The 23,561-nt window shown below is 56.3% G+C and carries 19 protein-coding genes and 3 pseudogenes; 15 read left to right on the forward strand and 7 right to left on the reverse strand.

Translation table 11 applies throughout. From position 1 onward, the window contains the following. Positions 1-4: 4 nt before the first annotated feature. Positions 5-1,105, forward strand: coding sequence for a hypothetical protein (locus QQL28_RS21980; protein WP_284268621.1), 1,101 nt, complete (start codon positions 5-7; stop codon positions 1,103-1,105). 19 nt (positions 1,106-1,124) lie between these two features. On the opposite strand, the gene QQL28_RS21985 is transcribed toward QQL28_RS21980, so the two are convergent. Beyond that, on the reverse strand, positions 1,125-1,541 hold the full coding sequence (locus QQL28_RS21985) for a DUF5615 family PIN-like protein (protein WP_280978540.1): 417 nt from the start codon (positions 1,539-1,541) through the stop codon (positions 1,125-1,127). Beyond that, positions 1,538-2,191: a DUF433 domain-containing protein gene (locus tag QQL28_RS21990; protein WP_284268625.1), complete on the reverse strand. Its 654-nt coding sequence runs from the start codon at positions 2,189-2,191 to the stop codon at positions 1,538-1,540. The genes QQL28_RS21985 and QQL28_RS21990 overlap by 4 nt, the downstream gene beginning before the upstream one ends. A 229-nt stretch (positions 2,192-2,420) precedes the next feature. On the opposite strand from QQL28_RS21990, the gene QQL28_RS21995 reads away from it, so the two are divergent. From QQL28_RS21995 to QQL28_RS22005, 3 genes and pseudogenes are all read left to right on the forward strand, one after another. Continuing rightward, the gene (locus QQL28_RS21995; protein WP_284268627.1) at positions 2,421-3,152 is read left to right on the forward strand and encodes a DUF6088 family protein; all 732 of its coding nucleotides are present in this window, start codon (positions 2,421-2,423) and stop codon (positions 3,150-3,152) included. Further along, a pseudogene (locus QQL28_RS22000) lies at positions 3,133-4,235 on the forward strand (nucleotidyl transferase AbiEii/AbiGii toxin family protein). The gene QQL28_RS21995 and the pseudogene QQL28_RS22000 overlap by 20 nt, the downstream one beginning before the upstream one ends. Before the next feature lie 72 nt (positions 4,236-4,307). Beyond that, positions 4,308-5,408: a hypothetical protein gene (locus QQL28_RS22005; protein WP_284268630.1), complete on the forward strand. Its 1,101-nt coding sequence runs from the start codon at positions 4,308-4,310 to the stop codon at positions 5,406-5,408. Positions 5,409-6,034: 626 nt separating this feature from the next. Here the strand turns inward: QQL28_RS22005 and QQL28_RS22015 are convergent. After that, positions 6,035-6,118: pseudogene (locus tag QQL28_RS22015) on the reverse strand (DUF3551 domain-containing protein); the annotation flags it as partial. Positions 6,119-6,153: 35 nt separating this feature from the next. Beyond that, positions 6,154-6,300, reverse strand: a complete 147-nt coding sequence (locus QQL28_RS22020; protein WP_284268634.1) for a hypothetical protein — start codon at positions 6,298-6,300, stop codon at positions 6,154-6,156. A gap of 767 nt (positions 6,301-7,067) precedes the next feature. Between QQL28_RS22020 and QQL28_RS22025 the strand changes: the two are divergent. Then, a pseudogene (locus QQL28_RS22025) lies at positions 7,068-7,258 on the forward strand (DUF2285 domain-containing protein); the annotation flags it as partial. A 613-nt stretch (positions 7,259-7,871) separates the two neighbouring features. Here the strand turns inward: QQL28_RS22025 and QQL28_RS22030 are convergent. Beyond that, the gene (locus QQL28_RS22030) at positions 7,872-8,489 is read right to left on the reverse strand and encodes a LabA-like NYN domain-containing protein (protein ID WP_284268635.1); all 618 of its coding nucleotides are present in this window, start codon (positions 8,487-8,489) and stop codon (positions 7,872-7,874) included. Positions 8,490-9,199: 710 nt separating this feature from the next. Here QQL28_RS22030 and QQL28_RS22035 point away from each other — a divergent pair. The 10 genes from QQL28_RS22035 (at position 9,200) to QQL28_RS22080 (ending at position 20,451) form a co-directional block, all read left to right on the forward strand. Continuing rightward, positions 9,200-10,273, forward strand: coding sequence for a glycosyltransferase (locus QQL28_RS22035; RefSeq protein ID WP_284268802.1), 1,074 nt, complete (start codon positions 9,200-9,202; stop codon positions 10,271-10,273). 43 nt (positions 10,274-10,316) lie between these two features. Further along, the gene (locus QQL28_RS22040; RefSeq protein ID WP_284268636.1) at positions 10,317-10,973 is read left to right on the forward strand and encodes a class I SAM-dependent methyltransferase; all 657 of its coding nucleotides are present in this window, start codon (positions 10,317-10,319) and stop codon (positions 10,971-10,973) included. Between the two features lie 97 nt (positions 10,974-11,070). Further along, a complete protein-coding gene (locus QQL28_RS22045) occupies positions 11,071-12,807 on the forward strand; it encodes a TylF/MycF/NovP-related O-methyltransferase (RefSeq protein WP_284268637.1) in 1,737 nt (578 codons plus the stop codon). Between the two features lie 429 nt (positions 12,808-13,236). Next, a complete protein-coding gene (locus tag QQL28_RS22050) occupies positions 13,237-14,634 on the forward strand; it encodes a glycosyltransferase (RefSeq protein WP_284268639.1) in 1,398 nt (465 codons plus the stop codon). Positions 14,635-14,661: 27 nt separating this feature from the next. After that, on the forward strand, positions 14,662-15,903 hold the full coding sequence (locus QQL28_RS22055) for a glycosyltransferase (protein WP_284268641.1): 1,242 nt from the start codon (positions 14,662-14,664) through the stop codon (positions 15,901-15,903). After that, positions 15,900-17,093 carry a glycosyltransferase family protein gene (locus QQL28_RS22060; protein WP_284268643.1) on the forward strand — a complete coding sequence of 398 codons (1,194 nt, stop codon included), beginning with the start codon at positions 15,900-15,902 and terminating at the stop codon, positions 17,091-17,093. The genes QQL28_RS22055 and QQL28_RS22060 overlap by 4 nt, the downstream gene beginning before the upstream one ends. Positions 17,094-17,115: 22 nt before the next feature. Beyond that, positions 17,116-17,262 carry a hypothetical protein gene (locus QQL28_RS22065; RefSeq protein ID WP_284268645.1) on the forward strand — a complete coding sequence of 49 codons (147 nt, stop codon included), beginning with the start codon at positions 17,116-17,118 and terminating at the stop codon, positions 17,260-17,262. Further along, positions 17,262-18,089, forward strand: a complete 828-nt coding sequence (locus QQL28_RS22070) for an ABC transporter permease (RefSeq protein WP_284268647.1) — start codon at positions 17,262-17,264, stop codon at positions 18,087-18,089. Before QQL28_RS22065 ends, QQL28_RS22070 begins: the two co-directional genes overlap by 1 nt. Positions 18,090-18,279: 190 nt before the next feature. Next, complete coding sequence (locus QQL28_RS22075) at positions 18,280-19,710, forward strand: ABC transporter ATP-binding protein (protein WP_284268650.1); 1,431 nt, start codon at positions 18,280-18,282, stop codon at positions 19,708-19,710. Between the two features lie 240 nt (positions 19,711-19,950). Next, positions 19,951-20,451, forward strand: a complete 501-nt coding sequence (locus QQL28_RS22080; RefSeq protein WP_284268651.1) for a hypothetical protein — start codon at positions 19,951-19,953, stop codon at positions 20,449-20,451. A 267-nt stretch (positions 20,452-20,718) separates the two neighbouring features. Here QQL28_RS22080 and QQL28_RS22085 read toward each other — a convergent pair whose 3' ends face one another. Both QQL28_RS22085 and QQL28_RS22090 read right to left on the reverse strand, forming a co-directional pair. After that, positions 20,719-21,480, reverse strand: coding sequence for a class I SAM-dependent methyltransferase (locus tag QQL28_RS22085; RefSeq protein ID WP_284268652.1), 762 nt, complete (start codon positions 21,478-21,480; stop codon positions 20,719-20,721). Between the two features lie 766 nt (positions 21,481-22,246). Further along, positions 22,247-23,392, reverse strand: coding sequence for a glycosyltransferase (locus tag QQL28_RS22090; RefSeq protein ID WP_348522507.1), 1,146 nt, complete (start codon positions 23,390-23,392; stop codon positions 22,247-22,249). Positions 23,393-23,561 lie beyond the last annotated feature (169 nt).

Raw genomic sequence — 23,561 nt, forward strand, 5'->3', positions numbered from 1 at the left:
GAAAATGATGCATCTGCAGAATGTGAAAAAGTTCATCGAGGAGGCTCTCGAATGCAGCGTCCTCATACGTCCGCGCGAACCGGGATTGACCTTCGCGGAAATCAAAGAAATCGGCAATCGCGGGGGATACCGAAAGGGCGAGATCGGGGACGCGTTTGTGACGATGGGTCTGCACTCGATGGGACGTGGATCGAAGTTTCTCGGTCCCGAACAGCAGACGCGCATCACTTGGAAGGTCTTTCTGCCCGAAACGCCGGAGTACCGCGATCTCGAGGCTTTCGACTTTGTTTATACCGAGTTCGGCGAACTTGCGCGGAATCTAGGACAAGCGAAAGCTCAGATGGAGCGAGACACTTTGGTTTCGCGGGCCGTCTCACGTGGAATTTCCGAGACCGGCATCGAAGCCGCAATAACGATCCTGATTTTCGCCGAGTACATGGCGGAAAAGGACGGCGTGCTGCGCTTCGCGATGCCGGTCAATAAGAATGGCCCCCTCCCAAGCGAACAGATGAAAGCGCAACGTGTCGTCATGCCCCGCGATACGCGTTCCCAACTGATGCCGATCGTGAAGGATTTCATCTCGAGAAGAACCGATGGGAGGCCCCGACACGCGGAGCCATTCGATGCATTCGCTGCGAGGCTGAGCTCGCTCGGCTACCCTGGGTTTCATACGTGGTGGGTGCAGATCGTTTCGGAGTTGAAACGCTCGGATGTCCAATCGGCATCCGTCTCCGTATGCGTGCTGGCTGCGGCTCTCGTGGAAGGCGCGCTAACGTTCGTGGTCAAGCACGCGCGATCCAAGCAGGTAGGCCCATTCGGATCCAACAACTTCGAACGTGATCCGCGTACCTGGCGGATCGACGATCTTGTCTCGAGCGCGGCGTCCGGAGGACGATCGAGCATCATGGATCAGGCCACGAGAAGCCGGGCAGACAGCCTAATTCAAACGCGCCAACGTATACACGCCGGGCGGATGTTGTCCGATCATCCTGCGGGCGTGCCCGATCTTCGACCGGAAGAAGCACGCGATGCCAAGCAGACGGCCGAGCTAGTCGTGCGGAGTGTGCTCGACTGGCTCGACCGATTTCCGCTGGATCCAAAATAACCGTCGCGCGCCGCAAGCCCTAATCGATATCGGGAAGCCGATATCGTCGAACATGGAGGGCCTCGTCCTCCGAGGTGATTTCCAGCACCTGGTTCACCAAATCGGCATCGGCATCGAGTTCGTCCAGCGCCTGCTCGAAAAGCTCGACCTGCATATCGAGGTCCATGTTCGGCGGGCCGTTGAGGCAAACAAGCCCTGCGTGGATGGTGACATCGGCATATTGGCCTTTGGTGCCGGGCCGTTCTGCTGGGCCGCGGAAGTCCACGGAGTTCTTGGTGACGAAGGTCCAGTCGCCTGCAAGGATGAGAGGCTTCAGCTCCCAGTCCTTTCGGCCAGCCAATCTCAGCCATACGACGTGCGAGGACTCGCCATGCCCTCTGCCGTGAGCGAGTTTGGTCAACTCCGGGCTGAGGCACTCATCGATCAGGAATTTCATCCAGCCTTCCTGCGGCGAGGAGCTCGTCGATCGGCGACGATAACGGCGCCCTTAGGAAGTTCGTCGTTCGTCCTTGGACGACCTCGCGCAGGGTTGGCTTCGGCATAGATCGCGGCCAGTTCGATCTTGTCCGCATCGAGCGAAGGATAAGCCGCAACGATGCGGTCTGTCGGAATGCCGGCCGCGACCGAAGCAGCGATATCATGGACGGGAACGCGTGTTCCGCGCACAATCGGAAGGCCCCCGAGAACCTCAGGATCGGAAACCACCATCTTTTGGGCGGCCGACAAACGCTCCAGGCGCTCGTTCGTCCGCCGGACGAAGGGGGCCAGGTCGATGGTGAGGAATTCGTCGCGCACGGTCCAATCCTCCTCGACCAGCGACGCCAAGGCCCGGGCACGGAACCGGTGAAGACGGCTCCCAACCTCGCGGATGGCGAACAGCCTCTCCTCTGCGGTCAGACGCTTGGCGCTATCGAAGTAGAACGAGATGAGCGTGCAGGCTGTCGCCGCTACGCGCCGGCCGTCATCAAGCGAAAAGAAGCCCTCCGGCAGGATGCGCTCGTCGATGACCCGATTGACGTCTCGAAGTGCGACGCACGCGACCACGGCGGCTTCGGTCGGCTTTAGCATTTCCCCGGCAGCGCCCATGGCGGCCTCCGTAAATCTTTCCGATTGGTCGGAATATATATGAGGGGTAGCGGATTTCAATGGGGCGCAGGCCGCGTTCCGAGGGTGTGGGGTCTGGGAAGCTCGGAAGCAACAAAGACCTTCTGGGCTTACTGACCAAATTTTGAATATAAATTCTGGTCAGAAAGCTAGTCCCCGGTTGCTAGTGACCAATTTTTATATACAATATTCGGCCAGTATTTGGTGAACGATGCCCGACCCCACGTCCGACACCCTCGATCGCATCCATGACCGGATCGCCCAGGCGGCGCCGGCAGGCGTGTGGTCGCGCGCCGATTTTCTCGACATCGGGACGCCGAACGCGATCGAGAAGGCACTGCAGCGGCTGACCCGGCGGGGCGACATCCGCCGGCCTCATCGCGGTCTCTATGACAAGCCGGGCATCAGCAAGCTGACCGGCAAGATGGTGTTTCCCCCGCGCGCCTCTTTCATCGACGCCATCGCGCGGCGCGACAAGCTGCGCGTGCTAGTCGACGGCATGACAGCCGCGAACGACCTCGGCCTGACGACGGCGGTTCCGGCGCGGTCGACGATCTATGCCGATACCTATCCACGCACGATCGAGATCGAGGCGAGTGCAGGTGACCCAAAGGCGACCAAGCCGGTTATCTACACACTCGACTTCAAGCGCATTTCGGCCAAGACCGCATTTTGGGCCGGCCGTCCCGCCATGCGCGTGGTCCAGGCTCTGACATGGTATCGGGATGAGCGATCGAGCCTTGATGCGGCCCTGAACGGAATCGTCCGGCATCTGTCGCGCGATCCGAACCGGGAAAAGATCGCGCAGGATTTACGCGACAACATCCATGCGGTGCCAGCGTGGATGTATGCGCTGGTCGAGACGATCACGCGCAAGCTTAGCGCGGAGGGTCACGGCGGCGCGGAAGGCGCAAAGGGTGCACGTGCAGAAAACGTTCATTGAAATCCTGCGCTCGAGCGTCGACGATCGCCGCGCACTCTTCTCGACGGTTGCCGCCTATCTGGACACACAGGGGCAGAATATCGAGAAGGATCTCTATGTCTGCTGGGTGCTCGACTTCCTGTTCAACCGGCGGGGTGATGATCCCATCGGTCTTTATTTCAAGGGCGGCACAAGCCTCAGCAAGGCCTATGGACTGATCCATCGCTTCTCCGAGGATATAGACATCGGCATTTACAAGGCCGATTTGCACGTCCCGCTGGAAGCCGAGATCGCCGCCCTCCCCTCCGTGAATCAGCAGCAGCTCGCGCTCGCCGAGAAAGTCGACGAGGCCGCACGGCAATATATCTCGGGGCCGCTCAAGGAGGAACTGACGAAGGAGATTGCAGCCCGTGGAAGCTGCCGCTGAACAGCAGCAGCATTTCTCACTCGGCTTCGGCTTCGATACGTATCGCGAGAAGGAGGCGCTCGACATTCTCGTGGTCGGCTACACGAGCGTCTTCGATGTCGGCAACGCCTATGTGCAGGCAGCGGTCTGCATCGAAGGTGGTGCGCGTCCCGACCCTGAACCGGCCGAGCCCCGCGAGATCGTTCCCTACATCGCTTCGGAAATGAGCGAGGGAGTGGACCTTAGGGTGCGCAACGTGACGACGGTCAAGCCCGAGCGGACCTTCTGGGAGAAGGTGCTGATCCTGCACGCAATGACCGAAATGACCGAGAAGCGAAGAGCGGACGCGAATCCCGGCCGTCCGGTGCCCTAATCTCAATCGCTACTCGCGCCACTATTACGATGTCCATCAGATCTGGATGCATCCGGACTATGGTGTCGCCACGGCGTCAATGCGCGATCTTGCGGAAGCCTGCCGGCAGCACAAGGAGTTGACGTTTCGTGCACCGGATCACCGATACGATCGCGCCGTGCCGGGCAGCTATCGCCTGGTCCCGACCGCGGACATGCGGGCCAAGCTGGCCGCCGACTATGAGCGGATGTCGGCGATGATCTTCGGTACGCAACCCACCTTTGCGGACGTCATGGCGAGCATCGAGGCGCTCGAGCAGCACCTGAATGCTGCACCGGGTAGGTAGCCCCACGAATAGAGGGGTCTGTCCCCGGAAAAACCAGCAGGACTCGACAGGCCACAATGATAGGATCATGGCATGGCTGAGGCTCCAGAGAACATCCCAGTGCGACTGCCCGATCCTGCCTCGATCGAGGCGGTTCTCGCACGTCTTCCGACCGGAGCTGACGAAGCGGCGCTGGCGGCCGCGCTCACAGAGGCATTTCCGGGATTTCCGTTTTCGGCGGCGGGCATTGACGAACAGTATTGGCGCGACACGCGCTCGGTGATCGCCGCCGACGGGACACGGATCGCAGACTACCGGCCGTGGATGGAAGCCGAGCTTGCCAAGGACAACGACGACATTGGCGCCGTTTGGACGCGATTGCGCGAGAGCGACCTTCAGATCTCGGAATGGCACGGCAATAGCGTGTACGCCTTCGCGCCAACTGGACCGGGCGCGGCGGACTATGTGCAAGTCCGTCTCGGCCGGGAAGTCGAATGGCGCGCCGGGCCGATTGTCAATCCGACCTACCGTCCTTGGGGCAAGGGCGAATTGCTCGATCCGTCATGGATCACGCACGAAGATATGTCCGACGACAAGGTAATCGCCGGTCCTCTCTATCGGATGCTTGGGCGCGCTGGCAGCAGCGTCGTCCATGTCCGGAGCTTCCTGACGCGGCGTGCCCGCCTCGAGTGCGAGAAACGCGAGGCGCAGCGGCCAGAGATGGAACGCCGTGTGGTGCGTGAAGTAACACGCGAGGGAACAACCGAGACGCCGTTTCTTGAGTTGGTGCCGGACTGGTTCGAGTTCGTGCCACGGGAGAATCGCTTCTTCCAGGATTGGGAAGAATCAAGTGCCTCGGCCGAGCGGGTCTATGCGCACTGGGCGCTCGACATCTACGACTACGACCATAAAGGCATCCGCGAAATCGGATTCGTGCCGCGCCCGCTGCATCTGCCGGAAGAGAGGCTCACCGCTGGCGACGCCTCGGTTCATATCCTGATGGATCGCGTTGAAGCCATCGATCGTGAGGTCGGCGTGCCATTTGGTTGGTTCTTCCTGATGATGCATGGCAATCGGGTTGAGCCAGAGATTGGTCAAGCGATCGCCAAGGGCCTGCGTGACCAGCGCGTGGTCTTACCCGATCGGGATGCGCGCGTGCTTCTGCGTTGGGCCGAACGGTCGTATGGATTCTAGAAAGATAGCGCCGCGGCGGGAAGCCTCAGTGAACCTAACGCCATATTATCGGGGTTTTGGAAATAGCGTCGCGACCAATCTGCTTGAGGCAGTCAGGCCTCCTCTCACCTGTGGTGGCGGCTTCCAGAATTTTCGAGGCGACAAGGGCGCGCGTACCGGTTTCGTACGGGGAAAGATTCTTGCAGACGTCGTCGAGGACCACCCGTAGGAGCGCAGTAGTGGGGGCATCCAACATTTGGCCATCTCCCTCATCTCTAGCAGAAAACGTGGCGTGGATTTCGCGTTACGGGCGCCACGTAAAAACTACCCAAAGTAGAATTTTCGAGAGGTCACCATGGAAGAAGAAGCTGACAAAAACGCAACAAGCAGATGTCTGTTTGACGCATTCGCGCTGTTTTTCCTTGAATTGAAATAAAGAGCGACGCCCGCTGCGTGTGGCGCCGATGAACCACTGCACCCCGATCGCTATTGCTTTGCGTCCGATGCACCTGAGGTAACTGCATCGCGCGGCGTGCTCGATGCTCGAACGGGGACGTCCGATCGGGCGGCAGTCCACGGTTCGCTCAGCCCTGCACGGCAGGTCCGTTTATCAGACTGATGTCTCTATCATGCTTGACCATCGCACATCAGCGCGATTGCGCTCTTTGTCGCGCGAACGCGTAGACCGGATTGATACCGCAATAGGCGTAGGTGCCCGATGCAGTGCTCGTAGGTCGACAGCGTCCAGCTTAAGAAGCCCGCAGCGTCACTCAAACAATCGCCGGCTGACACTGATGATGAAGCCCGCGGGCACGCGGATGATGGCGCCGAGCAGACCATAGCCGAAGGCTCCGAACGCGCCGACCATCATCGCGCCGTAGAAGAAGCCGATCCCCGAGCACAGGACCGTCATACGATCAGAGTCTGATCGTTTTTCTCTTCGATCCCGTGTAGGCGTCGCTCTTTTGAGCTTTGCACATAAGGCCCGGCTGGCTCACGCGACCCGCAGTGCGGACAGGCCATGGCTGAAAACGAAACATTGCCGCCGCAGTCATAGCAGCCGATTAGTTCCCATTGTTTGCGTCGGTTCGTCATGCGCCGCTTGTACCCGTCTGGCTATTGCGGAGCTATACGCTCTCCGGCGCGGCTCTTGAAGACAGAGCCAGCCAACCGGCGCGGCCTTATTTGCGCGGCGGCTCTGGCTGTCGCGAAGGATCCTTCACCCGATTGGGGACGGTTGGCCGCGATGGCTCAGGTGCACGGCTTGGCTCGAGCACACGGCCAAGCTCATAGCTCGACCGGAGGTCCTGTAAGATCGATTCTAGTGATGGTTCTTCAGCCATGCGCCAAGTTTCCTAGAAGCGAGGCCCGGCAATGGAGGCAAACCCAACCGGACCTCGCAGCCGCCAATCCCGTGGGGAATCGACGAATGTGAAGGATGGCATAGAAAGCTTGCCGTTTTTCGTCCTGGAGGCGGATCATTTCGCCGGAAAGCACCAATCACGACCGCGCGGCGTGCGGGCGTCGGCGCCGTTGGTGGCGGCAGAAGACCTTGCCGCTCCTTCCACTAAGATATCCTGGGAGCAGGTTGGTATGAGAAGTTGCGGGGTTGAGAGTGCCACAGCGCTGACGCAATGCGCGGTAACGATCTAGATACGCTACAACCATCGCGAGAAAGCCATGCCGCCACTCAAGAATCCCCGAATCGCTGATCTCGCGCCTTCAGATCCAGATCTCACGATTTACGATGAAGCGCACGGGGCACGTATTTGCGATTGCTAGACGCCGATGCCGAAGGCGCCGACTGGCGTGAGGTGGTTCGGATCGTGCTGAAGATCGATCCTGACCGTCAGCCTGATCGTGCCCGGCAACGCGTCAGCCAGAGTTGCTGCGATCCTCGTGAACACCACTAGTCAGTCTTAGAAACTGTTCATATGCCCCTCTGTGCCTCATTCATTCCGAGACGCTGTCGCGATCGAAGGAATTAGGGGACCATGTCCAGATAGGCGGCAGCGATCTGAGGCCAGTACATGGCTGCGGCAAGCGACAGAAGGAGGCCGGCCCCGCTGAACAAAAGGACAACCCTTAAGTTTCAATCTCCACCTTCATGCGTCTCAAGCCGACTTCGCGAGCATAGGCAAACCTGGCATTTTAGGGCCCTCGGCCTGATCTGCCCGAGAAATCGAGATGACAAAGAAGACGCTGATAATCGACGGCGATGTAGGGGGATGGGCGGAGCCAAGCTGTTCGATAGCCAGATCATTTCTCGCTGACGTTTGGATCGGCAGTGCTGGTCCAGGAGCCGCCTCAGCCACGCGCCGAGATCGGCTAAACGCCGGAGGCGTGCTTTCGAGAGAACCTGCGCAAGGTCCTCGAATTGCGTATCGCAATGGTCACGCATCATTTGAGCCTGCAATTATGTCGCACGAACCTGCTTCGCTGAAAACGTCTTGGTTCGTAGTTCTCGTATTCCGGCTCGACGTCTCAACCAGTAGCTGTCGACGATTTCGTACAATTGTCGGTCCGCTCGTTGGCCACAGGATCTCGAGCGCTTGGCCTCACCCGTGGCGCAAGGACAATGCGGCCGATCTTCTGCCGCAGATCGACCAGGTCGATAAATACATCAGCCTGGCGACGCAGTTCGTCGGCAACCATTGCCGGCTGAGTCGCCAGCGTTGAGATCACCGTTACGCGGACGCCCCGCCGTTGTACGGCTTCCACGAGCGCGCGGAAATTACCGTCGCCCGATACTAGCACGATCTGATCGACTTGATCGGTAAGCTCCATGGCGTCGACCGCAATATCGATAGCCATGCTGTATTTGACCTTGCGCCGGCCCTTTGCATCAACGAACTCTTTGGTTGGCTTGGTGACGACGGTGACGCCGTTGTAATCTAGCCAGTCGATCAACGGGCGAACTGACGAAACTTCCTGGTCCTCGATCGTTCTCGTATAGTAAAAGGCTCGCAATCTACTTCCCTGGCTCGCGAACTGTCTTAGAAAGCGTTTGTGATCGACATCGAATCCGAGCGCCCGCGAAGTCGCGTGCAAGTTTAATCCATCGATGAACAGAGCGGTCCTGCTGACCGGGTAGTCTGCCATAAGCGTCCCTCCAATGAGCGAAGTCGAGTCCCGCTTTTCACTGATGAATGGGAGCGAAGATTCGCCCGGTCCTGATACCACTGATCAGAAGGTCGATTTCGGAGACGATCGAAGTCGGAGCCATCCTAAGATCCGGCCGCTGCTAGCCGCCTCGCCCGCGAAGGCTTAGCGAGACGGTCGAGCCTGGACACTGATTCTATGATGGCGCTTCAGATAGTTTTGGTCGCGAGCGAGTCTAGCCAAGTTCGAGGGCGGCTTCGCCGCCAGAGTCAATGCGGTCGAGATAGCAAATTTGGAGCCATCAGCCCTCGAAACACAATCCGCAAAGAACAGCAGCTCTCGTTAGAGGGCTCGGGTGTGGCGATTCGGTTTCAGATTTGAGCGTTTCGTACAAAGCCCCATTTGTCTGCCCGAGACTTTTCGTTCCTGTAGTGACGCGACTTGCACGGATAAGAACAACACCGATAAATGGGGAGCACGACGGCGACGATCTTCGTCGCTTTAGCGACTTATACCCCCGCTCTGGATTGGCAGCTCGGCGAAATTGAATGAGAGTGATACAAGAGAGCGCTCGACAGTCGAAGAAATCGCGTGGCCTCACGGTCGGCTTTGTTACAACTGCCGCACCGCCTTCGCCTAACGGTCAAGCCCGAGTTCTGGGACAGATCGTTACGGATGATGTGGCCATACCGATCTTCATGACGGACCAAATGAATATACTGGAGTCAGAGCAAGAGCGCTTTGGACGGCACTACAAGCTCTCGAGCCCGGAGTTCAGGCTCGTAAATTGGTCTCTCGGCCGATTTCAGGGACTGAACAGAGCCGGCGGGCTTGCTCGCACGGCAGTTACCAGAGCTCGTGAAGTGGTCGCCGTACTTCGAAGAGATCCCGTCGACATTCTTGTCGGCTGCAGCGGGAATCCGTTTGATCTCTCAGCTGCCTGCCTGGCGGCAAGACGTTTAGGGCTTCCCCTGATGGCCTATCTCTTCGACGATCCGGTTTACCAATGGGAGGCTGGACTCTATCGCCACGCAGCAAGACTAGCAGAACGGCTTTGGAGTCGTAGTGCACAGGCCATAGTCGTGCCGAACGAAATTTTGGCGGCTGACATTCAACGGCGTCTTCCAAAAGCTAGGATACATATCGTAAGGAATCCCGTCGACTCGACGGCATTCTCTGCACCGCCCCGCCTCCTGGAAGCCGATCCGCCCACTCTATTGGCACCGTGGCGGTTGCTATACTCCGGCTCAGTATATTCGGCACAAGCCGATGCATTCGAAAACCTGAAGGCAGCCTTAGAGATCCAAGGCGGTCGTTTCATTCTCGAACTCTACAGCGCACAATCATCTAGTGACTTGGTGGCGAAGCAACTCGCTACTCCATACTTTGTGGCTCGCCCACATGTCTCTCACACGACAGCATTGTCACTTCAACACAAGGCCGACATTCTGTTTCTGCCCCTGGCATTCAACTCGCCGATTCCCGAAGTCATAAGATCATCTGCGCCGGCAAAGCTGGGGGAATATCTTGCCGCCGGTCGTCCCATTCTAGTCCATGCTCCCGCCGGATCGTTCGTGGCCGAGATCATCCGAAAAGCTGAGGCCGGCGTAGTCGTAGATATCCCGGATCCCGGCCGGCTATCCGAAGCATTACACGCCCTCTCCAGCGACGTTCATTTGCGCAAGCGAATAGTTTCAAATGCTATAAGGCTCGCGCGAGACTTCCATGTAGACCGCGCAAAGATTTCACTTTTTTCAATTTTCGAAGACCTAACGAGACAATGAAGATGAACGATTCAGCTACAATTGAAGGCGACGGAGTTTGACAATGGACGACACAATACGAAGCAACCTCAGCGTATGGAAGCGACTCCAGGACGAGAACTATTTCGAAAATCACCCTTGCTACAAGGGCATTTCCGATTTTGGGGGGCAAGAAGCGATCCAGGCAATTGAATGGTTCGTCCCGATCCGCGAGCAGATGAAAATCGTAGTAATAGGGTGTGGGTATGGCCGCGAGACGCTAAGGCTTGCGCCGCTTGTTGATCGCGTTTACGGAATTGACGTCAATGAAACAATTCTGAAGAAGGCTGTCGACTATCTCGCGGCGCGAAACGTCAATAACTTTACGCCCGTTCTAGCTGAGGCGTTTGCTGAGGATGTGCCCGAAGGGATCGATCTCGTTTTCTCGATTGTCGTGATGCAACACCTAACGCGCGATTTGGTGCGAAACTACTTTCTGCATTTGGCGAAAAAGCTCTCGCCCGGAGGTGGTTTCGTCGTGCAGTTCCTGGATGAGCCTGGTGTCGACCATGAAAAGACAGATGCATCCAACACTGGCGGCGGCGAGCCGTCCATCAGTTGGTCGCCTTGGCAGCTCGTCGACCTAGCTCGAAACGCCAAATTGCAGTTTGTCGAACTCAGAACTCAGCTGGTCACCGAGGCGGCATTGTGGCACTGGGCCTATTTTCGAAAGCAGGAGTAAGTGTTGGCCTTCACGTGAACAAATGACTTCGCTCATTTGTTCGAGTTTGCTGCACGATTGTCCCTTCGCGCGTCATGAAGTAAGGCTCAGAGTTTGCATGACAACGCAGAATGCTCTTCAATCTCGTTTTAAAGCTATCGCACGCCGCGCGCCCTTTTTGCGAAGGCTACACAGGGCAATTGGTGACCTGCAACGAGAAGTCGATCAACTCAAGCTCGTTTCGGAGGACCGCCTGGCTCTTTCGACGACGCTTAGGATTGAGCTTGCCGATTCCAAGGCTCGGGAGACCGAGCTATCGGGGGCATTGGCAGGCGCCGCGAACGAACTGTCCGAAGCCCGGCTTCGAGAGGATAACTTATCGAAGCAGCTCGCCGCGACTCAGGCCGCCCTTGAGACAAATGCGGCCCAACAAGAAACGCTCTTAACCCAACTGAGCTCGTTGCAGACAGCAGTGTCTGCTGCTGATGCTCACATTGCGGAAGCCACGGACCATTCATCGAGGCTTAAGATCGAACTTGCCGATTCGAGGGCACGGGAGACTCAGCTATCGGAGACCTTGGCAGATGCCACAAGGGAACTTTCCGAAGCCCGCCGTCGGGAAGAGGACTTATCGAGCCAGCTCGCAGCGGCTCAAGTCACGCTTTCGACACATGCGGCCCAACGAGAATCGCTCTTGACCCAACTGAGCTCGTTGCAGACCGAATTATCTGCCGCGGCGGCAAGTGATGCGGAGGCCCGCCGTGAACTGGTTTCAGCAAATGTCCGCATTGGAGAGGCAGCTGTTCGCGAAGAAACGCTGTCGCGCGAGCTCGCCTCCTCTACTGAGCGAGCGGAAATCGCTAAATCCGCACAGTCGGCAGCAACGGCGCTTTCGGAAGAGCTGTACAATTTGGCACATGCCGTTGGTCCGAGCCTTCGTGATCAGATGACTGCTCAAGCTAACGTGATCCTTGGCAGCCTCAATGAACTGAAGGCTAGTCTTCTTGCCCAGTTTCCCTCGCTGAACTCGAACATCTTCGCGCTCCAGAGCGGCCAAGAAGAAGCATTTCGCAACCTCAGGAACCGATTGAGCACTGACCGGGAAGGACCTCACTCGCTGACGCACGACCTGTATCTCGATTTGCTCGAAGCGTGCCTGACTGGAATGATTCATGCCGATCCCTCTGAAGCACCTTGGGCGGATGGGATATATGACCCAAATCGCCGGGCTCTGGGTCTTGATTGGCCATCGCAAGCGGAAACCATGATTGGTAGAGCCAGAATGCGCAATCTGAGGATGCTTACCCAGCGCGTTCTTGAGGAAGGCATTCCAGGCGATTTGATAGAGACTGGTGTATGGCGCGGCGGCGCCTGCATCTATATGACAGGGATTCTCGCGGCTTTCGGTGATCAGAAGCGTCGAGTACTCGTAGCTGACAGCTTTCGCGGGCTTCCGCCTCCAAATGCCGAAGACTACCCCGCTGACGAGGGCGACCAGCATCATCAAATGATGCAGCTTGCTGTGTCGCGAGACCAGGTGGAAGAAAACTTTCGAAGATATGGATTGCTCGACGAACGCGTCATTTTCTTGGAGGGATGGTTTAAGGACACACTTCCGAGCGCACCTATCGAAGCCTTAGGCTTGTTGCGTCTGGATGGCGACATGTACGAAAGCACAATGGACGCCCTCAATGCGCTGTACGGCAAGGTTTCCCCGGGCGGCTTTGTTATTATAGACGACTATGTTCTCAAGCCCTGTGCGCAAGCGGTGGATGACTTTCGAAGTCGACACAGAATTTCGGCGCCGCTGCAGGAAGTGGATGGCGCTGCAAAGTGGTGGCAAGTACCGTACTAGCTAAGCCGTCCCAGATTGGCCTGAGGTCGACTCGGCTTGGGCCGCTCAATCGTATGGAACCAATGGATCGGACGATGGGGGTCTGGCAGATCTGGCCGGCCGTTCAATTGCCTTGGATGAGAGCCTCGCCCCATTGAAACTGGAGAGCCCATTGATGGCGCTCACGCGAGCGTATCCTCATCCAATCGAAAGGACCCTTTGTACGAAACGCTCAAATATGAAGCCGAAACAACACACTCAATCCGCTAGAGCGAGTTGTTGGTCGTTACATACTGTATTTTTCGGAGTAAAGGTCCACAGTCGGTCTATCTGCGCGAGACGGGCGCGGCTACTTACATGGTCGATCTCTGCGAAATATACATAAGCATAGGTTCGATGCTGGGATGTTTCGAGACCTAGATCATATTTGTTTCTGAGCAGAAGCAGTTCTTGTCGCAGCAGTATTTCAAACAAGTTATGGCTCGCCGTCGAAAAATCCTCTTTGTAGCAATGCACCATAGTCCTCACACGGCTAGGTGGATCGATATTGCCGCCGACCTCGGCTACGACATGCACTTTTTCCCTTTGGATTCCGGCGATCCTCATGAGAAGCTCCGTAATGTGACTCTCCATTTGCCGGTTCTGAACGAACAAGAATCGACCGTCGGAATGCGACGGCGAGCAGGCTCCCTGATTGAGCGTGCCATCACTTTTTTTCGCTTGATTGGCACAAACCCTATCTGCGCCTCCCGACACCTTAAGAGAGCATTCAAGCGAGCGATCCTGCGTCGCGGGTCTGATCAATCGAGCAAGAAAAATGAAGTCCATCCTGCAGCGGGGGTCATCCGACAGGAGTTCTTCGTGGGAGACCTGCTGACAACTCCAAACGAGGCTGTACGGCTGGGACGGGCGGACGAAAGTGATGCAACGACAGAAGGACGTTATGGACCGCAGGTCCTGGCCGCGCTCATCGCGCGTCTCCAGCCGGACCTGATCCACTCAATGGAATTTCAGCACGCCGCATACCTCGTGCTCGCCGCGCGAGATGTGATGCCAAAGCGCTTTCCCCGATGGCTTGCGACTAATTGGGGTAGCGACATCTTTTATTTTGGCAATTTTCCCGACCACGCGAGGCAGATCAGACGCGTTTGCCAGGCGATCGATCGCTACTCCTGCGAATGTCACCGCGACCTCGCGCTGGGACGTCAATTCGGATACTCCGGCCCCGACATGCCCGTCCTTCCGAATTCCGGAGGAATGGACATCGAACATGTTCGATCTCTGCGCGATTCCCTTCCGCCTTCCAAACGAAAGATGATCATGGTCAAGGGCTACGATCATTTTGCGGGCCGCGCGATGATCTCGCTCGCTCTCCTAGAGCGGTTCGCCGAACAGTTGCGGGAGTATACAATCGTCCTCTATTCGGTTGGTGCCCGGCCTCGGGTACGCGCGCTAGAACTGGCAGATGCCGGAATTCTCAACATCAAGGTCATCGACCTAGCGAGTCACGATGACATTCTTCGCCATTTTGGCAAGGCGCGCATCTACCTTGGGATCAGCATCTCTGATGCGATCTCAACGTCGGTGCTCGAGGCGATGGCGATGGGGGCGTTTCCAATCCAAACGAACACCTCTTGCTGCGAGGAGTGGTTCGTTAACTCGATGACCGGCTTTGCTGTCCCTCCCGACGATTTCGAAGAGATTTGCGGCAAGTTCGAGAGGGCCCTGAAAGATGATGCCCTAGTCGACTACGCGGCTATCGAGAACTTCAAAGTCATTGAATCGCGGCTCGGGCGAGACACCTTGAAGCCGAAAATGGCCGAATTCTATCGCCGAGCTCTTGCTTAATCTTCTTGTTGTCCGCGGGGTCTCACATTGCTCAAAGTCCTTCAAATCAACTCCTCCGACATCATAGGAAGTCGCTTTAACGGATTTGACGTGCGCGAGCTGCTTGCCGCCGAAGGAGTTTCATCTCACCATTTGGTTTGGAATAAACTGAGCGAAAGCCGGTCATCAACTAGACTGTTCTCCATCCCAGGCAGCCGTCTCTTGACCAAGACATTGGGACGCTTTGAACGCGCGATGTCTGTCCATTCACGGCTTCAACCTTCATCATTTAGCATCCCATTCCATCGTGCATTTCGCGATGCGGACGTCGTTCACTATCACATAATCCACGACGGCTATTTTGGACTCAATGCACTGCCGCTTTTAAGTAGGTTGAAGCCGACGATCTGGACGTGGCACGATCCATGGCCAATGACGGGTCATTGCATCTATCCTCTTGACTGTGCACGGTGGAAGGTCGGCTGTGGCGATTGCCCGAGACTTGACTTGCCTTTTTCAATGCGCCGAGATCGTTCATCTGAGGAGTTCCGCTGGAAACAACGGGTTGTTGGCAAAGTTCAGCTCGATATCGTGGTTGCTTCAAACCATATGCGAAAAATGGCCGAAGCTTCTCCAATCGCTCGGGACAAGCGGGTCCATGTTATTCCCTTTGGACTCGACTTGGAAAAGTTTAGTCCCGAAGGTAAGGACGCTGCGAGGAGGCGACTGGGGATTCTTCCCAACCGGCTAGTGATCGGGGTGAGAGCGTTCTTCTCGAGTCCCTTTAAGGGTTTTGAGTTTGTGGTAGAGGCTTTGCGCGGCCTTGGAAAGCTGAACGTTCCGATCACCATCCTTACAACGCATGACAAGGGGCAGCTCAACGAGTTCATCGGTACTCATCAGATCGTCGATTTAGGATGGGTCAACGATGACTCTGTTATGCTTGACGCTTTCAAGGCCGCCGATCTGTTCGTTATGCCGTCCACGGCTGAAGCTTTCGGAATGATGGCGATCGAGGCAATGGCGTGCGGGAAGCCGGTGATCGTATTTGATGGTACTTCCCTTTCGGAGATAACCTGCGCGCCGGAGATCGGATTGTCAGTTCCCATGGGTAACTCGACAGCTCTTCGAGATGCGATCAGACATCTCGTCGAGAACAAATCTGAGCGACAGTTCCGAGGAGCTGCCGGCCGAAAACTCGCCGAGGAACGGTACGACGACCGTCTCTTCGCAAGGCGCCTTGCGGAGCTATACCGCTTCGTTACCGCGGACTCTCGTGGACGCCAATGAAGACGCTATTGCTCACAGATATTCCGCCGTCGAGCAATCTGACAGCTGGTATCGTAACGGCGCAAATGTGCCGCTGCATTCCGCCAGGCGAGCTGGCCATCTTCTGTGTACAGAACCCTCATTTACACCCTGAGCTCTATTCAGACCTCAGCCATGTACCGATGAGGGTAGTACCTAAACCCAATGAGCTGAACGCGGGGAAAGGCCGATCTCCGATCAGGTGCGCGAGTGCCATTCTGGCCGAGACATACCGACGCATGCAGTTGATTACCCCGCTTGTGAACCAAGCAGTTGAGTTTGGCAAAGAGCAGAGGGCAACCGCATTGTGGGCCATCTTGCAAGGCCAAACAATGGTAAGAATGACGGGTTCTGTCGCCCAGGGATTGGGCGTCCCTTTGCGCACGCAAGTTTGGGATCCCCTTGGATGGTGGCTTAGTGCGCACGGGGTCGACGCGTTTAACACCCGATTAGATCTGGCTTTGTTCGACCGCACTCTAAAACGGTCTGTGAGCTGCGCGACCGCTTCTTGGGAAATGGCACGCCGATACGAGCGCAAATACGGCACGATAAGTCATCCAATTATAGCGTCGCTCGACCAGTCAACCGCCCGAAAACCTGAACCAAAGTTACGCTGTCAAGACGATTTGGCGATCGGCATGGCCGGTCAATTCTATGCTTCTGACGAGTGGAATCAGCTCGCCTGGTCCTTGAGTCTCGCTGGATGGCAAGTAAACGGACGGAAAGTCGTGGTGCGAGTGTTAGGTCACCAAAAGCCGCCGGGAGTTCCAGAAGAACATCTCGATTTCCAAGGCTGGCAACCGCAAACAAGGGCGGTAGAGCTACTGTCTGAAACGTGTGACATTCTGTATTGTCCCTATCCGTTCAAGGCCTCCATGGTTGAGGTAGCCGAACTTAGCTTTCCTTCAAAGATTCCAACTTACCTTGCGGCGGGACGTCCGATCCTGTTTCACGGGCCTAAATATGCAAACGCGGCTCGTTATCTCGAGGAACGCCGTGCGGGATTTATTTGCCGGGCAATGGAAGCTGATGCGGTGTACGACGGATTGTTACATCTGGTCGAAGACCAGGATCTATATAAATGCCTGGCTGAAGGGGCACAGAATGCTTTTCACTCGGACTTCACCCTCGAACGGCTGAGTGATGCGGTTCGTCGCTTTCTCGGCTACTAGCTGTGTCGCGGATTGATCGAGCATGCCCAATGAATTCAAGTCGCGGCTTATCGACGAAGCGCGGCTGCGCAATCGCGCCGTTGGCACGATCCGAAAGCCCGCATCAAAGATCGTCAACAAAATTTTGCGAACACTTGCGTTTGTTCGGCAACAATTGGAGATGGCATAATGCTGACGATCAGCCAGAGACCCGCATCACTGATCGCGCTTTTCCGTTCGTTGCACGGACACGGCAATCTAATTCGCAGATTGTGCTCGCGGGAGTTCAGCCAGCGCTTTCGCGGAAGCATGCTCGGCATGGCCTGGGCAATCATAATGCCGGTGTTCACGGCTGCAATATACACGTTTGTGTTCAGCACGGTTTTCAAGGCGCGATGGACGGAGACCACGGGGGGACCATTCGACTTCGCTATTATTGTTTTGACCGGCATGGTTGTGCATGGCGTGTTTGCAGAATCGATCGCGAGGGCTCCCAGCACCGTCATTGGAAATGCGAACTACGTTAAGAAGGTGGTGTTTCCACTTGAGATTCTTCCGGTCGTCGTTGTCTTAAGTTCGCTCATCAATGCCTGCATCGGCAGCGCAATCGTCCTGACCATGAACTTGGTCTTTAAAGGGATGATCTTCCCGACAGCGTTGTTGTTGCCGCTCGTAATTGGACCTTACGCGATAGTTGTGGCCGCGCTTGTCTTTGTCCTTGCGGCCGTTGGAGTCTATTTAAGAGATCTGTCTCAGCTAGTCTCGGTACTCATTACGATAACTCTATTCCTAACGCCCATATTCTTCCCGATAGAAGCCGTTCCCGAGGAATTCCGATCCGCGATGTGGCTCAATCCTCTTACCTTCATCGTACAGCAGGTACGTGATGTCGTCATCTTCGGCCGGTTGCCGGACTTCATCGGACTTTCAGTTTACTCACTAGCGGGACTTTCTGCTCTGGCGTTTTCATTTTGGATATTTCAGCGACTGCGGAACGGATTCGCCGATGTCCTTTGAAATCGGGGTTTACTTTGGGCCACCTTCCAACGCTTCCCTCACCTGGTCTCTCCCTAGCTACAAGAGCATAACTCAGTCCCTATGCTCCTCGTTGACACGCAGGCAGTCGTCGTTGTCGGCACGCGTTTGGCGCACCTGACTGGTTTATAGTGCCCCGCAAGCGAGCATCCAGCCAATCCGGGAGTCGTTAATGTCCGAAGAGCCCGCAATTGACATTCGTGAACTTTCAAAGGCCTATTTGGTCTACAAGAAACCGGCCGACCGGCTGAAACAGGCGCTTGCACCTAAGCTGTATTCCGTCATGCGCCCGGTCGCGAACCTTACCGGTAAGACGCTGACGACCCCCATGTACTACGACCCGTTCTGGGCGCTACGTCCGCTCACCCTGACGGTCAGGCGTGGTGAAACACTTGGTGTGATCGGACGGAACGGTTCCGGCAAGTCTACGCTACTGCAGCTCTTGTGCGGAACGCTGACCCCGACGACGGGTGAAGCCAGGACCAACGGCCGGATTGCAGCACTCCTTGAGCTCGGCTCAGGTTTCAATCCCGAATACACCGGGCGCGAGAACATCCATCTGAACGCATCGATCTTGGGCCTCACGCCGCAGGAAGTCGATCAGCGTATAGATGAAATTCTGGCTTTCGCGGACATCGGCGAGCATGTCGACCAGCCGACAAAGACTTACTCCAGCGGTATGACCATGCGTTTGGCTTTTTCGGTCATTGCTCATGTTGATGCGGATATCCTGGTTGTCGACGAGGCGCTCGCGGTGGGCGATGCCTATTTCCAGCAGAAATGCATGCGCTGGCTTCGCAAATTCCGCGAACGAGGTACCGTGCTGTTCTGCGGACACGACACCTCTGCCGTTATTAACCTCTGCCAGCGCGCGATTTGGCTAGACAAAGGACAGGCAAAGCTGATCGGGCCTGCTCGTGACGTGTGCGAGGCCTACACGGCTGCAGTCAATGCACAGGCTATGGGGATACCGGAGCCCGAAGTTCGCCATCCATCTTCTGCTACTTCAGAAGCTGGGCTGGCCACCCTAAAGGTCCCCGTGAAAGAAGGCGCGGCGCGAAGTCTCCATTCGAAGTCCATTGGCGTGCTTCCCCAAATCGTTCAACTTGCGGAGCCGAGTGACCATTCCGCGTCTTATGGCAGTGGCGATGCGCAGGTGATCGCTGTATCTATGACCAGAGAGAACGGCGAACCTCTCCATCTCATCTACGGTGGCGAGAAGGTGCGTGTAACCGTCGCGGTGAAGGCCAATGTCACCATCGAGAATCCGATCATCGGATTTTTCGTCAAGGACCGGCTCGGACAGCCGCTCTTTGGCGATAACACTTTCGACTCTTATGTGGACCACAACATCCTTCTCGAACCGGGCAAGGAAGCCATCGCCAGTTTTGTGTTTTCCCTGCCGCTTCTTTTGACTGGTACTTACATAATTACGGCGGCAGTGGCATCAGGGACTTTGAACGCGCCTGTTATGCATGATTGGCTCCATGATGCGCTTTCGTTCGATGTTATGTCACCTCTTCTGACTGGGGTATTGGTCGGTATCGCGATGGAGAAAATTGAGATGAAGGTCATCGACGAAGAAGAAAGAGCCGTCATCTAAGGCAAGCTGAGAGATAACGCAGGCGCGCAACGAGATGCCAAAACGCCTTCCGTACCGTCGGTCATTTCGTATTCCAAATCGACCCCTGTTGAGAGCTGGTTGAACTGCAACAGTCAGAATTGGATGGTCCTGTTCCGGAAAGCTGTGCCGACAACGGCACGACAGGGCTGGCTTCTCCAAACCTTTTTGTATCGGCCTAGATTCTCGAATTGCACGAAGTTGACCACGCTGGGAGTTATCGTGGGTTATTCAGACAAGTACGCGGACGCTGATGAGCTCGAAAGTAGGCCCCAATACGATCTCGGGGTGGGCGACGACCGCAATCCCACGCCCGTTCGGCACGGTGTATTTGCTGCATGGTGCATAGCCCTCGCGCTGCTCGGCGTAACATCAGCATTCGGCTGGCGCGCGAGCAGGGGCGAATTGTCCTCCCAGGCACCTCAGCTCCAGGTACCGACGGTGACCTACGTCCCATCCAGCGACTTTCAGACCTACCGGGAGACCGCGGCGGCTGCCCTACAGCAATCATCAGTCACCCTTCAGGCGCAACAAGCCGAACTCAAACGTCTCTCTAGCCAAGTCGCTCAACTGACCGCCGAGGTCGGTACACTGAAGGGGATCGTGGCAGAGATGCGCGTCGCTACAACGCGCCCGGCGCCGAAGAAAGCGACCCCGAAGCCGCCTCTGGCATCCCCGCAAGGCTCCGCGCCGCTCGCACTCAGCCCAACTCAGAAGGAATAGGATCAAGGAATGCGCGCCTTTCCTCCTCATTCTTCTCGCGACTAACGGCGAACAAAACATCGATGTGCTTTAACTGCCGCAGCACGATAGCTTCGGTGCGGATCGAAGACCAGAGCACGCCTTCAATCGAGGTCGCTATGATCCTACCTCTCCTGCCCGCTCGACATTTGCCTGCGGGTTACCCGAAGCAATTGTCGCGCGCCTGGATGTTGCCTCCGGCAACAATCCCCTTCGAGCTATAGTCACGATCTAATGTCCAAAGACGCCTCAAAATCTGGCTTCAATCATAATTCGCTTGCCGGTGGCAAGCTGTTGATAGGCCCCGGCGGGAGGACTGAGCGTGCGAACCCGGCCGAAGCCGAGTTTTTTGAGCGCCCAAATCAGCGCGCGCGGACTTGGGTAAAGAACGATATCTGACGCGCTGCCATCAATGTTGTCTGGATTTCCGGACAACAGCCCAAAGTAACCATGCATGTAGTTGGTGTTGCTGTGATGACCCGAGTCAATAGCCCCTTCAAGATCCAAGATCGTCGTTTGCGTTTCAATCAATAGAACACGCCGCGTTAGCTCGCGGGCGCGTCGCAGGACCCCGATCGGATTTTCTAGGTTGTAGAATAATCCGAAAGCGATCACGATGTCGGCGGGATCGAACGAGCCTGGGGCCATATGCTCCAAATCAACCTGCTCGAATTTCACGTTCGTTGCGGAAAGCACTTGTGTGATCAGGCGAGCAGAATCGATATGACGCTGTTGATACTCGAGGCCAAGCACACTCCGACAATGCTTTGCCAACTCGATGCTAAAGAAACCCTGATGGCTAGACAAATCGATCGCGGTCAAGTCAGAGGATTCCGCGAAGTCCTCTGCAAGAGCATCCATCATCATCGAAAGTCGCGTCTGATGTATTTTGTCTATCTCCTCGCTCACATATTGAGCGGTTTCTCGACCACTTGGCAAACGAAACTTGTAGAACCACTTCTGCAGAAGAATCTCATCCTCCACGGACATATTATCTTTCACGAGTGTCATCCCTTCTCACCAGACAACAATATCTTTCAAAATTGGAGCTGTCGCGCTGCGACCTTCCTGAACATCGCGACCGACAGATCGCTAGATCGCTCTCCGCTCCCAACTACATCCGCATCCTTACTCTTCTCAACCTTCGTCAAGTTCTTCCTCGGGATCGAAATACCGCGTTAGCGAACGTCACGGCTTCGCCCGATTGAGGAGAGTAAACCAAAATTCTGACCTTGGAGGCCCCTGGCGGCGCGGTCGCGCTGACTTGCGCTACCTTTCTCGTCATTTCCGATATTGTTTGAATTATCGGTTGAGAAACGGCTGCTTCGTTTGAGTCCAGAAACAGAAGCTGCACATTCGCTATACCTGCACGCTGAACGTCTATCGAGAAGTCAGCCGCGGCGCATTGATCGCAACCTCTTTCAAAAAAAATAGCATTAGGACCCCTCATTACGATTGCGTCGCCCCGAACGTCGTAGGACGCGCCCCCGGAAGTTCTCCAACTGCTCGGCCGGACTTCCTCTACTGTTTCAGCGGCAACAGGATTTACCCGCGCACCATCCAGGTAACCTAGAATTGCCAATGTAAGCCAGAACGACCCCACCAACACTACCACGCTTACAAGGAACCGAAAAATGAAGCGACCGCGTGCCGACATGAGCTGATTTCTACGTTGATGGTTTGGTGACTTCGCGACGGCCGCGCGACTGCGACACAATGGCGAACTGCGGGTGTCGGGGGAGCGTTGTAATGGTTTGAGCAGGGGCTCTCATCTATGCTAAACTCTCTCAAGTGTTCCAAAATGTTCGACGAGAGAGGCAGCAACTGCCGGCCAGGAAAAGCGCTCGAGCACAAACTTCTGTAGCCGCTTGCCCATCTCGGCGAGGTTGGCGTCGTCCGACAGTATCTGCACCAGAGCACGCGCCAAGGCTGGGCTGTCTGCGTCAACGACAAGCCCGCCCCCAACTTCCCCTACTTCGGGAAACCCGCACTTATCGGAAACAATGACCGGCACGCCCATTGCCCCCGCCTCGAGGGCAACCATGGACATTACTTCCGAGTGCGAAGGCACGACAAGAACGGATGTCCTTGCCAGTAAAGCCGTGCGATGCTTCTCGTCGATAAAGCCTGTGAATATTACACGGCCCTCGAGCATCAATTCGCACACCCGCTTCTGGAGCTTCAACTGCTGACCCTGGTCCGGTCCGCTAAAAACCAATATTGCATCGTGCAAGATCGGCGCGACCAGAGCAAACGCTTCGACAAGCAGATCCGGTGCCTTGATTGCAACTAGGCGGCCCAAAAATAGAATGATCCTGCCATCCGGCATTTGGACGCTTTGCGATGGGCATTGCGGAGCTTCAATGCCATTTGGAGATACGAATATTAACGAAGGCGGCACGCCGAAGTCAGACACTAGCAGTTCTTGCTCCTGCCGGGTCGTTGCGATGATCGACCCGGCGGTCCGAAGCATCCACCGCCCTGCGGTGGCGAGGTAGAAACGCTTGAGCCATGCATCGCGGCCAAATCTTGTGAGTGAGCCGGCAGGACACAACACCACTGGGGCTCCAGCAAGAAAACCCAAAACAGAACTGATAGCAGCCAGAAGAAACCATACTCCCATAATGTGAATGATGTCGGCCGTGCGAAACAAAGAAAAAAGCCTGGCCACGTTTACCAAAGGTAGGGGATAGCGATCCCCGAGATATATAACCGAAAGTACGTCCACGCCTGCTTGTTCCAACTCGCGCCGCCATGGGGTCGATCCCATCGTCACGACGGTACACTGGCAATCGAGCTGAGCCAGGCTAAGCGCCAGCCGCCGAGTCCTTTCGGCCGTTCCCCCTCCTCTCTGAGGATCCATCCAGACGTTAACAAGAACGACCCGCAAAAGGCTTAGCCCGACTGTTTGCTGCTCACTCATTAGCTCGCAATCACCGGATAGTACGCGAAGCCCACCGGCATACGTTTTCTCTATCCAACTCCACCAAGGCCATCAAGATAGCTGGCGTCGTAATGACAGGATCCGTTTAGCGGTTAGTACGCTTCGTACAAAAATGACGCATTAAGAACACGGCGCGGAACATTAAGAC

It is taken from the genome of Bradyrhizobium iriomotense (assembly GCF_030160715.1).
Lineage (GTDB): Bacteria > Pseudomonadota > Alphaproteobacteria > Rhizobiales > Xanthobacteraceae > Bradyrhizobium > Bradyrhizobium iriomotense.

Coding starts and splice junctions, on each gene's coding strand:
- QQL28_RS22005 (WP_284268630.1), top strand. CDS start 4,308: ATGGCTGAGGCTCCAGAGAACATCCCAGTGCGACTGCCCGATCCTGCC.
- QQL28_RS21980 (WP_284268621.1), top strand. CDS start 5: ATGATGCATCTGCAGAATGTGAAAAAGTTCATCGAGGAGGCTCTCGAA.
- QQL28_RS21995 (WP_284268627.1), top strand. CDS start 2,421: ATGCCCGACCCCACGTCCGACACCCTCGATCGCATCCATGACCGGATC.
- QQL28_RS22020 (WP_284268634.1), bottom strand. CDS start 6,300: ATGACGGTCCTGTGCTCGGGGATCGGCTTCTTCTACGGCGCGATGATG.
- QQL28_RS22085 (WP_284268652.1), bottom strand. CDS start 21,480: ATGACACTCGTGAAAGATAATATGTCCGTGGAGGATGAGATTCTTCTG.
- QQL28_RS22070 (WP_284268647.1), top strand. CDS start 17,262: ATGCTGACGATCAGCCAGAGACCCGCATCACTGATCGCGCTTTTCCGT.
- QQL28_RS22090 (WP_348522507.1), bottom strand. CDS start 23,392: ATGAGTGAGCAGCAAACAGTCGGGCTAAGCCTTTTGCGGGTCGTTCTT.
- QQL28_RS22035 (WP_284268802.1), top strand. CDS start 9,200: ATGAATATACTGGAGTCAGAGCAAGAGCGCTTTGGACGGCACTACAAG.
- QQL28_RS22075 (WP_284268650.1), top strand. CDS start 18,280: ATGTCCGAAGAGCCCGCAATTGACATTCGTGAACTTTCAAAGGCCTAT.
- QQL28_RS22040 (WP_284268636.1), top strand. CDS start 10,317: ATGGACGACACAATACGAAGCAACCTCAGCGTATGGAAGCGACTCCAG.
- QQL28_RS21990 (WP_284268625.1), bottom strand. CDS start 2,191: ATGGGCGCTGCCGGGGAAATGCTAAAGCCGACCGAAGCCGCCGTGGTC.
- QQL28_RS22030 (WP_284268635.1), bottom strand. CDS start 8,489: ATGGCAGACTACCCGGTCAGCAGGACCGCTCTGTTCATCGATGGATTA.
- QQL28_RS22065 (WP_284268645.1), top strand. CDS start 17,116: ATGCCCAATGAATTCAAGTCGCGGCTTATCGACGAAGCGCGGCTGCGC.
- QQL28_RS22045 (WP_284268637.1), top strand. CDS start 11,071: ATGACAACGCAGAATGCTCTTCAATCTCGTTTTAAAGCTATCGCACGC.
- QQL28_RS21985 (WP_280978540.1), bottom strand. CDS start 1,541: ATGAAATTCCTGATCGATGAGTGCCTCAGCCCGGAGTTGACCAAACTC.
- QQL28_RS22060 (WP_284268643.1), top strand. CDS start 15,900: ATGAAGACGCTATTGCTCACAGATATTCCGCCGTCGAGCAATCTGACA.